13 protein-coding genes are annotated in these 13,309 nt (G+C 26.9%); 12 read left to right on the top strand and 1 reads right to left on the bottom strand.

The features are described from left to right. Nucleotides 1-26: 26 nt before the first annotated feature. The 8 genes from proS to T380_RS04180 all read left to right on the top strand — a co-directional run bounded on the left by proS (nucleotide 27) and on the right by T380_RS04180 (nucleotide 7,463). Nucleotides 27-1,454, top strand: a complete 1,428-nt coding sequence (gene proS, locus T380_RS0100280) for a proline--tRNA ligase (protein ID WP_027333974.1) — start codon at nucleotides 27-29, stop codon at nucleotides 1,452-1,454. Between the two features lie 82 nt (nucleotides 1,455-1,536). Beyond that, the gene (locus T380_RS0100275) at nucleotides 1,537-1,779 is read left to right on the top strand and encodes a hypothetical protein (protein ID WP_156930180.1); all 243 of its coding nucleotides are present in this window, start codon (nucleotides 1,537-1,539) and stop codon (nucleotides 1,777-1,779) included. Between the two features lie 103 nt (nucleotides 1,780-1,882). After that, nucleotides 1,883-3,022 carry an MHO_1580 family protein gene (locus T380_RS0100270; protein ID WP_027333972.1) on the top strand — a complete coding sequence of 380 codons (1,140 nt, stop codon included), beginning with the start codon at nucleotides 1,883-1,885 and terminating at the stop codon, nucleotides 3,020-3,022. Nucleotide 3,023: 1 nt separating this feature from the next. Continuing rightward, entirely contained in the window at nucleotides 3,024-3,440 is a 417-nt protein-coding gene (locus tag T380_RS0100265; RefSeq protein ID WP_156930179.1) for an MHO_1590 family protein, read from the top strand. 73 nt (nucleotides 3,441-3,513) lie between these two features. Beyond that, on the top strand, nucleotides 3,514-4,491 hold the full coding sequence (lplA, locus tag T380_RS0100260; RefSeq protein ID WP_027333970.1) for a lipoate--protein ligase: 978 nt from the start codon (nucleotides 3,514-3,516) through the stop codon (nucleotides 4,489-4,491). Between the two features lies 1 nt (nucleotide 4,492). Further along, nucleotides 4,493-5,281 carry an alpha/beta fold hydrolase gene (locus tag T380_RS0100255; protein ID WP_156930178.1) on the top strand — a complete coding sequence of 263 codons (789 nt, stop codon included), beginning with the start codon at nucleotides 4,493-4,495 and terminating at the stop codon, nucleotides 5,279-5,281. Between the two features lie 113 nt (nucleotides 5,282-5,394). Next, nucleotides 5,395-6,579 (top strand): elongation factor Tu, encoded by a 1,185-nt coding sequence (gene tuf, locus T380_RS0100250; protein WP_027333968.1) that lies wholly within the window; start codon nucleotides 5,395-5,397, stop codon nucleotides 6,577-6,579. A gap of 296 nt (nucleotides 6,580-6,875) precedes the next feature. Further along, the gene (locus tag T380_RS04180) at nucleotides 6,876-7,463 is read left to right on the top strand and encodes a 4'-phosphopantetheinyl transferase family protein (protein ID WP_027333967.1); all 588 of its coding nucleotides are present in this window, start codon (nucleotides 6,876-6,878) and stop codon (nucleotides 7,461-7,463) included. Between the two features lie 41 nt (nucleotides 7,464-7,504). On the opposite strand, the gene T380_RS0100240 is transcribed toward T380_RS04180, so the two are convergent. Then, a complete protein-coding gene (locus tag T380_RS0100240; protein WP_027333966.1) occupies nucleotides 7,505-8,560 on the bottom strand; it encodes a hypothetical protein in 1,056 nt (351 codons plus the stop codon). Nucleotides 8,561-8,807: 247 nt separating this feature from the next. On the opposite strand from T380_RS0100240, the gene T380_RS0100235 reads away from it, so the two are divergent. The 4 genes from T380_RS0100235 to phnC all read left to right on the top strand — a co-directional run bounded on the left by T380_RS0100235 (nucleotide 8,808) and on the right by phnC (nucleotide 13,308). Next, a complete protein-coding gene (locus tag T380_RS0100235) occupies nucleotides 8,808-9,929 on the top strand; it encodes a PTS sugar transporter subunit IIC (protein WP_027333965.1) in 1,122 nt (373 codons plus the stop codon). Then, a complete protein-coding gene (locus T380_RS0100230) occupies nucleotides 9,914-10,906 on the top strand; it encodes a nicotinate phosphoribosyltransferase (RefSeq protein WP_027333964.1) in 993 nt (330 codons plus the stop codon). Before T380_RS0100235 ends, T380_RS0100230 begins: the two co-directional genes overlap by 16 nt. Nucleotides 10,907-11,127: 221 nt before the next feature. Beyond that, nucleotides 11,128-12,408, top strand: coding sequence for a type 2 periplasmic-binding domain-containing protein (locus tag T380_RS0100225; RefSeq protein ID WP_027333963.1), 1,281 nt, complete (start codon nucleotides 11,128-11,130; stop codon nucleotides 12,406-12,408). 6 nt (nucleotides 12,409-12,414) lie between these two features. Beyond that, nucleotides 12,415-13,308, top strand: coding sequence for a phosphonate ABC transporter ATP-binding protein (phnC, locus tag T380_RS0100220; protein WP_084259779.1), 894 nt, complete (start codon nucleotides 12,415-12,417; stop codon nucleotides 13,306-13,308). Nucleotide 13,309 lies beyond the last annotated feature (1 nt).

Below are 13,309 nucleotides of genomic sequence, written 5' to 3'. Positions count from 1 at the left end.
TTATTATTTTATGTAATAATTAGTAAATGAAAACTTTAAATAAGATAACACCTCAAAGTGAAAATTTTGCCAAATGATATGTTGATGTAGTTAAAAATGGCGATTTAATGGAATATGGGTTAGTTAAAGGTACTATTGTTTTTAAACCTAATAGTTATGGCATATGAGAAAATATACAAAGAATCTTAAATAAAAAATTTAAAGAGCAAGGTGTACAAAATGTTTATTTACCCATGCTTATTCCTGTAGAACAATTTCAAAAAGAGAAGAATCATATAGCCGGATTTAATCCTGAATTGGCTACTATAACAAAAGTTGGAGACAAAGAACTCGCTGAGCACATCTATATTCGGCCAACTTCTGAAGTTATATTTGCCGATCTTTTTAAAAATATAATTAGTGAAAAAAATGAATTACCAATTATTTTTAATCAATGAGCAAATGTATTAAGATGAGAAAAAACAACAAATCCATTTTTAAGAAATTCAGAATTTTTATGACAAGAAGGTCACACAGCACACGATAATGCGATTGAGGCAAGAAAGCTTACTAGAAAAATTTTAAGCATTTATTCAAAATTCATTAAAGATTATTTAGCAATACCTACAATTATGGGTAAAAAAACACCTCGAGAAAAGTTTGCTGGCGCATGCACCACTTACACTATTGAGGCAATGATGAAGGATGGTAAGGCATTGCAAAGTGCAACAAGTCATTATTTAGCTCAAAACTTTTCAAAAGCATATGATATTAAATTTAAAAATAAAAATAATGAATTTGAACATGTATATCAAACATCATGAGGACTTTCAACTAGATTGATAGGCGCAATTATTATGAATCATGGTGATGATAGAGGTGTAATAATTCCTCCATATATAGCAAATACACAAATTGATATAATAACTTTTTTCGCTAATAAAAATCCAGAAATTATAAATGTGGCTAAAAATATTTATAAAAATTTATCAAAAAAATATCGCGTTAAATTAGATATATCAGATAAACAACCTGGTTATAAGGCATCGGAAAGTGAAATACAAGGTACCCCAATAAGAATAGAAATAGGACCAAGAGATATTGTTGATAATAATGTGTCAATTGTTCGTCGTGATACTTTAGAAAAAGAAATTGTTAATTTATGTGATATCAGTTTTTATATTAAAAAATTAATTAAAAATATTCAAGAAAATTTATATAAAAAAGCTAATGAGAGTCTTATTAATAATATGATTGAAGTAAGCACTTATAAAGAATTTAAAGAAGCAATTGCTCAAAACAAATTTGTCATTGCCCCATTTGAGGGGGATGAAATAGTAGAGGAATTAATACAAAAAGAGACAGGAGCAACATCTCGGTGTGTACTTATGCAAGAAAAAAAAGCACCATTAAAAAAATGTATTTATTCTAGAATTAAGACAAAAAGGCGTGTTCTTTTTGCTAAAAGCTATTAAAAAATGGGCATTTTTCCCATTTTTTTATTTTTTTGGCATTTTATCCCCATTTTCATACTTTTATTGGTTGGAGGTAAAAAAAATGAACATAAAAAAATTAGATTTCATATCTAAAAAAAATTTAGTTAGAGATGCATGTAAATTCTATAACCGAATAAAAAACATTCAGTTAAGTGATGAAATTTTAAAAAAATATGACACATCTGCTAAAAACATTTTAGAAATGAATAAAACTACAAAAGTAAAATCAATTTTTGAACAAATATTGAATTTACTTTCACCAACAAGCTATATGATTATTGATAACTTTTTCTGAAGAATGTAGAAAATGAAAAAGAATGAGCTGAGCAATATTTTTCTAAAACAACTTTCTATAAAAGATAACATGAGGCTGTAGATGAGTTTTTAGACTATCTATATGATAAATAATGTTAGTATTGAATTATGATATTCCTCAAAAAGTAATTGAGGAAAAGTTTAGAGGGACTGTAGAACAAAAGGTTGCCGTGGAATATTCCGGGTTTGAACTCAGTATAAATCCCGTTAATGATCATTTTCATATTTCATTCGGCACCAACAGAAACAAGTTTGGTTATGAAGATATGAAAACAAAAATTTTCATTAATTCAAATTTAGTCTTTGATGGAGGCGAACCAGAAATAAAAGAACATTCATATGGTTATTTTTCATTTTTATTTAGAGAAAACATATTTAATTATATGAAATGAAGTGACGTAAGAAATATTTATATTGATATGCAATATAAAAATTATCAAACAAAAAAATGAGAAATGTATGCAAAATTACATATAGTAAATCCCCCTAAAGAGGAGGATATTAAAAATCGAGAATATTCAATAGGCAAGAACGGTATTATATTTCGCGAATTAAAAGGTTTAGATATGATGAGAATGGAAGAAATAAGAAGGTTTGAAGAAAAATATTGCGAATTAGATATTCGACCTATTATTGATAAAGAACCAGATTTATATGTAAATAAAAATGATTTTTTTCGATTACATTTTCACAATTTGCTCCCCTATATTAATTACAGTCCTAAATTTGAACATTATGGGTTAAAAAATATTCCTATTGATAATACTTTAAAATCTATCCCAACAAAATATATGAAAGATAAATTTTGTTGGGAAATAAACTCTGATATACAAAGTAGGTACGATTATAATAATAAGACCACCACAACATTATCTAATGCAGAAATAAAAGACGGGTATATTTTGCCATATTCATTTAAAGGAGTGTTTTCTCCAAGGTTAGAGTTTAGTTTTGGTCATTATAAAAATATCAAAATTGGTTATGATGTAGAAGTACAAAATTCGCTATTAGGAGAACTTGATAGCAAATATACTGTTAACATAAAAGAAGAAAATTCAATAAAAAACAAAGATTTTAGTTGGAATCATTACAAAATATCCTCCAAAGATTTTTCTTATATTTTGCCTAATCAACTAAATTATTTTTTATTAATTAAAAAATCAATATTAAATGGAGCGGTATTGCCATGAAAAGAAAATGTATTTATCATTGAAGAAAAAAAGAAAGACTAATGTGAATAAATTTACTAAGAGATTTTTTTTATTTTTTTCATTTATTGTTTCCCCTTCCTTAATTACAATTAGTTGTAATAAAAATAATTCTCCTATTAATAATTCAACTGAAATGATAAATACAAAAACTTCCAATAATAAAACAGGTTTGTACAATCATAAAAATGTTTTCCCGGAAATACATAAGGACTCATTTTTAAAATTTATTAGATACAATTCTGATCAAAAAAAACCATATTTTGATAAAGAAATAATAGCCGCTTTTATTAATGAACTCATAACAAAAATAAATATTTTATCTGGTGATTTGTTTTGAAGTTATAAACAAATAAACCCTGAAACATTAGAGATATATGTGTCATGAGTTGATAATAAAACATCCTTAGATAAAACATATACTTTTAGTATTGTTGAATAAATTTAAAAAGCAAAACATTATGTTTTGTTTTTTAAATATGTAATAATTAATAAGGTAAAAAAAGGAGATATAAATGATAGTTTTAAAAATGAAATCAAACAATCCTTATGAAACATTATCGTTAGAGGAATTGATTTTAAAAGATGAAAAATATATAGACCAAGATATTATGTTGTTATACCAACATGATAATTCAATTATAATTGGTAGAAATCAAAATTTATATGAAGAAATTAACGTTGATTATACAACTAAAAACAATATAAAAATTGCCAGAAGAATTTCGGGTGGCGGAGCAGTCTATCATGATTTAAACAATCTTAATTTTAGTTTTATAACAAATAAAACATCAATGGGTTATGCACAATTCTTGAAACCAATAATAGAATACTTAAATTCTATAGGTGTTTTAGCAGAATTTGAAGGGCGTAATGATATTAAGGCCAATGGACTAAAAGTAAGTGGAAACGCCCAATTTATATACAAAAATAGAATGTTTAGTCATGGTACATTACTTTTTGATGTAAATATTGAGACAATGATGAAGGCTTTAAAACCAAATCCTCTAAAAATGCAATCAAAAGGTATTAAATCTGTAAAACAACGTGTTGGAAATATAAAGCAAATGTTAAAGGAAAATATTTCTATTAATGAATTTACTGATAATTTAATTAAATTTATGGTTGAAAAATATAATGCAAAAATTGTTACCGAAAAAGATTTTCAATATAAAGAACATGCAGATTTAATTAAATATAAACAATCTGATGAATGATTATTCTTTAAAAATCCAGAATTTAGTATTGTTAATACAAGAAAATTTGATAATGGTTTAATTACCTTTAAAGCAAATCTTGAAGAAAACAAAATTAAAACTATAACTTTTGAAGGAGATTTCTTATCTCAAAAAGAATTATCAGATGTTATTGATTTATTTATTGGTGTAAATTATGACAAAAATTCTATTGGTAACATTCTTGATAAAATTGATTTAGTATTATATTTTGGTGGAATTAAAAAATCAGAATTTATTGAATTGATTTTTGGTTAAAATGACAATCGATATATTAAATGAATCTATAAATTATTCAATAGAAAGCAATAACAAAGAAAAAATTCTTTTTATACACGGTTTTGGCTCTAATGGAATGGTAATAAATAGGATAAAAAAATTTACCCCAGATTTTGACTTTATTCAAGTTGATTTACCCGGATGTGGCAAATCAACAATGAATAAGGATATATGTTCATTAGAATATCTTTATGAAATAGTTCTGGAATTTTTAAAAAAAATAGATACTAAAATAGATATAGTAATTTCTCATTCTATGGGAAGTGATATAGCTTTACAACTTTTAAAAAATAAAATTGTTAAAAAAGCTATTTTAGTTTCTCCGCTTACATTCCAATTACAATATTCAAAAATAGATATAAAGGAAAACATATTACCAATAACACGTGAACAAGCAAAACACGCATTGTTAAATTTATTTAATTCTCATTCTGAAAAATTTTTATCTATCATTGATAATCAAGCAAAAATTTCTCTTGATTATGCAAACATACATAGAAAATTTTTTGAAAAAATGGTTGATAATCAAATATTAAATACATCATATTTAAAAAATAGACAAGAAGAAATTTTTAAAAAATATAATAATGACATATTCATAATTGTTGGAGATAATGATTTATTTACAACAAGAGAGAGTTTGGATTTATTATCAGAAATCTATAACATAAAATTATATGTAGTTAATGATTGTGGGCATGCAATATTTGTTGAACAACCCGAACATGTTGCAAACAATATTAACAATATTTATAAATGTATAATTTAATTATAATTTTTGTTAAAATATAATAACTTAGCGTTTATAGGACAGGATATAGGTGAAAGACTATACATAGGTGGTTTTAGCGCGTTAAAACATAATAAAATGAAAGGAACAAAATGGCAAAACAAGATTTTGACCGTAGTAAAGAACACGTTAATATTGGTACCATTGGACACGTTGACCATGGTAAAACAACATTAACAGCAGCAATTGCTACAGTATTAGCAAAAAAAGGTTTATCAGAAGCTAAAGATTATGCTTCTATTGATAATGCACCCGAAGAAAAAGCTCGTGGTATTACAATTAACACATCACACATTGAATATCAAACAGAAAAGAGACACTATGCACACGTAGACTGTCCTGGTCACGCTGACTATGTTAAAAATATGATTACTGGTGCAGCACAAATGGATGGAGCAATATTAGTTGTTGCAGCCTCAGATGGTCCAATGCCTCAAACACGTGAACATATCCTTCTTTCAAAACAAGTTGGTGTTCCAAAAATGGTTGTATACCTAAATAAATGTGATATGGTAAATGACGAAGAAATGATCGACTTAGTAGAAGTTGAAATTCGTGAATTACTTTCACAATATGGTTTTGATGGTGATAATACACCTATTATCCGTGGTTCAGCTCTTAAAGCATTAAATGGAGATGCTAAATATGAAGAAACAATATTCCAATTAATGAATGCGGTTGATACATGAATAGAAAATCCACCAAAAGAATTAGATAAACCATTCTTACTTGCAGTAGAAGACGTATTTACAATCACAGGACGTGGTACAGTTGCTACAGGTAGGGTTGAACGTGGTGTTTTAAAACTTAATGAAGAAGTTGAAATTGTTGGATTAAAACCAACTAAAAAAACAGTTGTTACAGGAATTGAAATGTTCCGTAAAAATCTTAAAGAAGCACAAGCCGGAGATAATGCAGGATTACTTCTTAGAGGTATAGATCGTGATGGTGTTGAACGTGGACAAGTGTTAGCAAAACCAGGTTCAATTATTCCTCACACAACATTCCAAGCAGCTATATATGCTCTTAAAAAAGAAGAAGGTGGACGTCATACCCCATTCTTTAAAAACTATAAACCACAATTCTACTTCAGAACAACAGACGTAACCGGTGGTGTTGAATTTGAAAAAGGCCGTGAAATGGTTATGCCAGGAGAAAATGTTAACTTAACAGTAACATTAATAGCTCCTATTGCTGTTGAAGAAGGTACAAAGTTCTCAATCCGTGAAGGTGGAAGAACTGTTGGTGCTGGTTCAGTTACAAAAATTATTAAATAATATAAAAAAGAATAAAAAAGCAACTAAGTTGCTTTTTTATTTATCAATAATGGAATTTATTGAATAAATTAATAATAATGTCAAATGTTTTATTATTTAATTTGATTGATTAACAATATACATAAAATAATAAAATATTAATCAAAATTAATAAGAATAAAAAAATACAAATAGTTTTTATATAGACATCAACATTAAATCTAGTTAAAGAAATAAAGTATATAAATACTAAAGTGACAAAAAAACTAATATATTATTATTACTTATTTTTAATTTCTATATTATAAAATATAGAAATGGATATATATATTTACGTGTCCCATAAAGAGAAACACATTAATTTAAATAATATTTATTCTGATGAAAGAAGAGAAGAAATTAATAATGTTAGTAATTATGATGTAAAAAATAGTAAATATAGCGTTTGAATTTTGTTGCAAAAAGCAATTAAAGAAGTCTTTGGATTAGACCCAAAAGATATCAAATTTATAAAAGATTCCAATAATATGTGAAAGTGTAATAATTTCTTTTTTTCTATTTCTCATTCAAAAAAATTTGTTGCAGTAGCTATATCTACTGAAGGAGTAGGGGTAGACATTGAAGAGATTAAAAACATTTCATTAAAAATTTCAAAACACATTTTATCTGAAAAAGAATCAATAGAATTTAATAATCTTAAAAAAGAGAGGCAAAATAATTATTTACTAGAAAAATGAACGCAAAAAGAGGCCCTTTTTAAGTATTTAAATAATAAAATTTTCGAAAGTAAAAAACTAGATACCATTATAAATAATAATATTCTATCCACTATTTCTTTAGAAAACAAATTAATATTGTCTGTCTGTTCAAAAATAAATAAAAAAACAAAGTTAATTTTTAAATAAAATCAATGTGTTTCCTATAAAATACATTGATTTTGTTATTTTTATGACATTATAATTTTGATGTTTTGCTTTTTAAAATTATTATAAAGATTACTTAATAAACTATTAAATTCCTGCTTATTTTTAATTAGGGTATTTGAGTTATCTTTAATTTTTTCCTCTAAAATTTTTTGATTATTTAAAGATAATCAAGGTTTCAAGTCTTCAAATTTTTTAATGGAAAAAATAGTAGTAAAAAATGTGATTAAAAGAGTTTTCTCGTTTTCATTCATGGAGGAATTATTAATAATTTTAATATAGTCATTTGTTAAATTGGTGTGTTTAGTGTTTTTTAATGCATCTAATATTTTATATAATGAGTTATCGTTATTTAATGTTTCTTCCAATTTGGCGTTTGTTGAGATGAGATTGCAAATTTGTTTAATGTTTGCATTTAACTGATCCTTAATTTGAAATGCATAAATCATTGTTTGTATATCGCTATATGAATAATTTCTCATCTCATTAAAAATTTCTTCCTTTGAAATGTATTTTTTTAAGAAATTTCAAGTTGGTTCGTTGTTTACAAGTCTTCAATAAATATATCCGCAAACACTTGCTGTGTGTCCATTATTTCCAATTATTTTTTTATTAATTTCAGATTTTGCCAATCCAGGGAATAATTCTAAAATTTTTTTATTGGAAATTATTGAATAAAATTTTGGGAATTGATTTTTATCTTTTTTATTTTTAAGAATATTTAATGCCAAAGGTGCTTTGAATAAATTATTATCTTTAATGTCTTTTACGACAATATTTTTACTAATTTTTAAATTTCTAAAAATTTTATTTTCGTATGCGGGCGCCCAACCATAAAACTCTGCTTTATCATTAAATTCGTTTCACGAATTAATTGATAATTCATTAAAAACTACATTTTCAATCTTCTCTAACATTAACTTGCTTCAATTTTTATAATTAAGTTTTTTAAAATCAATTGATTTAGTAAAAGTTTTATATGTTTTTTCATCCTTTTTAATTGCCATTGAGAACATATATGGAATATAAAGTCCGTATGATTGGATACCTTCAAAATCTATTAAGATAATTTTTTTCATAATGTGTTTAATTATAAACCGAAGATTTAATTTTTTATGGTTAACTGTTTTTGATTTTATTTATAATATAAATGCAGTCACAAAGATTGTAGTTTCCTGACTGGGTTAGTTCCCCAACCGGATGTAAAGCCATCGTACTCTTTGAGCATGAACAGGTTAATTTCCTGTGCCGACAGTAAAGTCTGAATATAGTCTCTACACAATGTGTATGGTCATCAGGAACTTCTTTAAAAGGAGTTTTTTATTTATGAATATTACAAAATTATCTAAATTAAACCATAAAACAATATGGTTTGATTCTTTGATTGGAACAGGTCTTGGATTTTTTGCCACTTTGATTATAGGCGGATTATTTGGTATGGTTGGTAGTTATTCAAGTGAAAATATTTTTGTTTCAATTAAAATATTTTTGTCATTTATTTCTCCTTTAGCAATAGGTTTAGCGATTAGCATTAAGAATAAAAGAAGTATATTAGAAACAATAGCAATTTCATTGAGTGCTTTTATTGTTTCCAATAGTTCTGTAAAGCCGGTTTTTGATGTGGTGAATAACAATATTATTTATGAAGTTTCAACCATAAATATAAATACAAATATAAAAATTGTTGGTGACGCAGTTAGTGCTTGATTAGCATCAGTAATTATTATTTACTTTTTTAATATTGTACATATTGATAATTCATTTTCAATTCTTGTTTTACCATTAATTGGTGTTGCTTTAGGTATTGTTAATGCATTATGATTAACATATATATGTAATTTAATTTTGATTTGGATTGAGTGATTAATTGTTAATTCAGTTAATTCTAATAATGTATTAAGAATTATATTATCGCCAATAGTAGGATTAATAATGGGGCTAGCTTTAACATTACCTATATCATCAGCATCTATCGCTTATTCAATTCATCTCAATTCATATGGCGCATCAATAGCTGTAGCTGCAACAACAGCGCAAATGATTTCTTATGGTTTTATAGTTTTACTTAGCACCAAAAACATAAGTTATTATATTTCCACAAGTTTTGGGACCACAATGACTCATATGAATAATTATGTAAAGAATTGGAAATTATTGATATTACCTTGTTTTGCATCTATGATTTGTGGATTTTTAGCAAGCCTTTTACCTTGTGAATTTAATTTAGAAAAAAATCAAAATTATGTATTAGGTGGAATGGGGAGTGCTGTATTATATGGTCCAATTTTTACAATAATTGAACTGGGATATAGTGAAATTTGATCGTGGATACATGTTTTATGTTTACAATTCATTTTACCTATGTTGCTTGCTACTGGATTTCATTTTTTAAATAAAAAACTATGTTGATATCAAAATGAGGAGTTAAAATTATGAAAAAATATATAGCAGAATACTTTTTTAAAACAAAAAAGATTTTGGAGAAAAAGAAGCCAAACAATATTGTTACAATTCAGTTTTTTCAACGAGAAGATAATGTGGTTTTGTGTGGAATAAAAGAAGTTTTAGAATTACTTGAAAAAGAAACTGATACAAAGAAATATAAGATTAGTTATTTGCCAGATGGTTCTATCATTAACAACAAAGAAGTAGTTCTCGAATTAGAAGGGCACTATCAAGATTTTGGTATATATGAAGGAATGATTGATGGAATATTGGCTAGGGGTTCAAGTATTGCAACTAATTCAAAAAGAATAATTGATGTAGCTAATAACAAAAATGTTGTTTTTATGGGTGATAGAGCAGATCATTATTTGGTCCAAAGGTTTGATGGTTATGCAGCACACATAGGTGGAATAGACACTCAATGTACAAAAGAACAAGTTGCGCTTCATAACGGATTAGCGGTAGGAACTATTCCTCATATTTTAATTCAAGGGTTCAATGGAGATATTATTGAAACATTAAAAGCGTACAAGGAAATTATTAAAGAACCTCTTACCGCATTGGTTGATTTTAATAATAATGTTATTGATGATTCATTAAAAGCTTTAAAAACTTTTGGAAAAGAACTTGTGGCACTAAGAATAGATACTGCGCAAAACGTAAGGGATAAAATGTTCACTAATAACGAAGATGAATATGGTGTAACACCAAACCAAGTAAAGAGATTAAGAAAAGCGCTTGATGAAAATGACGGTAAACATGTAAAAATTGTTGTTTCAAGTGGTTTTAATGCAAATAAAATTAAAATGTTTGAAGAACAAAAAACACCTGTAGATGTTTACGGGGTTGGGGCAAGTATTTTAAAAATTAATATTAATTTTAGTGCTGATGCAGTGAAACTTAATGGAAGTGAAATAGCTAAATTTGGTAGGGGTTATTCATATAATCCTAGACTTATTAAATACGAAAAAAATAATTAGATATATTTAAAAATAGTATTTGTTTATTTTAAAAATTAAAAAATAAATTTGTTATACTTCTTATGTAATGAATGAGATAGTAATTACCACAAATTATTTAGGTGTCTCTAAACTTGCAGATTAGTCTGTTAGTTTAGGGGCGCCTTTTTATTTTTTGTGAACATGTTTTAGTATCTATGTATTTTTAAAAATACTAAAATATGGCTAAAAGGAGGAAAGAAATGAAAAGAAAATTATGATATTTAGGAGTTATTGCACCTATAGCAATTTTACCTTTAACTACTATATCATGTAGTAAAGATAGCGTAGCAATTAAAACAAATGGTTATGCTGATGCAATGACAAAACTAGCCGGAAAAGATATAAATCTTTTAGGTTGCTGAGGAGATGCAAGATTTTACGCAGGCGAAAACGCTAAGGATATAATTGTTGTAGGAACTACAAGTGCTATTTCGAATGATGGTGCTCAAGCAAGAGCAGATTTAAAAGCAGACGATGTAAAAGGTGTTCAAGATATGTTTATTTTAGCAATGCAAGAAGCAAATAACCAAGCTAAAGAAGCAAAAAAATTAAAAAGTCTCGAAGAATACGATAAGTTACCAGCTGATAAAAAAAGTTTATTATTTAAAGCGGAAATGAAAGATGGAAAACTTAAAGTAAGAACAGTTTTTGATATTTATAGTCACTCAGACTACACAAAAGTATCGCCAGATGCCGAAATTACAGTTAATGCAAAAGGTAAAACTAAAAAAGCATTTAATTCAGCTTTAGTTGCTGGCGGGGATTATTTTGATGAGTCGGGTAAATTTAAGGCTGATGCCAAAGCTTTAAAAATTTACTTAATTCCTTCTAGTGATGCAAGTGATATAGCTGAAGCGGGTAAAAAAATTAAAGATTTTTTAGCTACAAAAGGTTACAAGACTGAAATAACTGTTTCAACAGGTTATGATCCGGCAGCCACTGCGTTAGAAAATAAATCAATTGATGTTGCGTTTTTACCGGTTGGTACATGAGATAAAACCGCTCCAAGTACAAACTTTATAATTCAAGCCGGAAGACCAGTTCAAATAATTGATCCTTATAAAAATGGAAATTCTTCAGTACCAGCTATTAATGACGAAAAAATATTAGTTGAAGCATTTAATAACTATAAAGAATTTAATGGTGGTTCATTATATGTACAAAAGGAAAAGGCCAAAAGACCTAATGCTGTAACAGAAGGATATTCTAAAGAATTAAAAGAAGCAGTAGATGCAATTGATGAAGGTGATTTACATGTAGCTGGATATTACAGATCATATATTTACGCTCGTAAAGATTCAGAAATAGCGCAAATAATTCTAGAAGCTTTAAAAGAACATGGTTCTAACTGAAAACTAAAATGAGATGATGTTAAAGATAAGATAAAATACGGACACACCGGAACAACTTCTTCAGCATCATATTCATTCCCAGAAGTATGATTCGCTAAACACTTTGAAGGTTTCACATCATTTAATTAGTAATTTATGAATGAAAATAAATTAGGTACCCCAATTAATACTCAAGAAATTGAAACTCAAGATTGAAATATTAAGTGGGATCATGTATCAAAAATTTATGATAACGGAAAGAGAGTGTTGACTGATGTCAACGTTTCTATTAATCAAGGTGAATTTGTTGCAATCATAGGTCTTAGTGGGGCCGGTAAAACTACGCTTATTAAAACCGTAAATAAAATAAATGATATTAGCGAGGGTGAATTATATGTTGGCCCTTATAATGTTAGTAAAACAAAAGGTAGTAAATTAAGAAAATTTAGATCAAAAATCGGTATAGTATTTCAAAGATACAATTTAATAGAAAATATATCAGTAATTCAAAATGTTCTAACGGCAAGACTACCGCAGATGCCAAAATGAAGATCATTTCTAGGCATTTATTCAAAAAAAGATGTTCAAATTGCATATCAATCTTTAGCAAAAGTTAATATTCTTGAAAATGCATATGACTTAGCTAAAGACTTAAGTGGTGGCCAAATGCAACGTGTTGCATTGGCTAGAACATTAGCGCAAAAGCCTAAAATTATTTTAGCTGATGAGCCCGTAGGTGCACTAGATCCTATTATGGCAAAATCTGTTATGGATGGGTTTTTATTAGTAAATAAATTAGATAAAATAACTGTATTAGCAAACTTACACCATGTTGACTTAGCACTACAGTATGCGGATAGAATAATTGGGGTTAAGGATGGTGCAATTGTTTTTGATGGCGCATGAGATAAAGTTAATTTGGATGTTCTTAAATCCATTTATGGAGAACAATTGGAACAATTTGATAAAGAACAATTTTTAGAAACTAATAGGAAAAGAAAAGCAATTCAAGAAAATATTCAAAACAGAATAAGAGAATTTGAAAAATAAT

Source organism: Mycoplasma elephantis ATCC 51980, assembly GCF_000687815.1.
Lineage (GTDB): Bacteria > Bacillota_I > Bacilli_A > Mycoplasmatales > Metamycoplasmataceae > Mycoplasma_H > Mycoplasma_H elephantis.
This window is presented reverse-complemented; position numbering and strand designations above follow the sequence as displayed.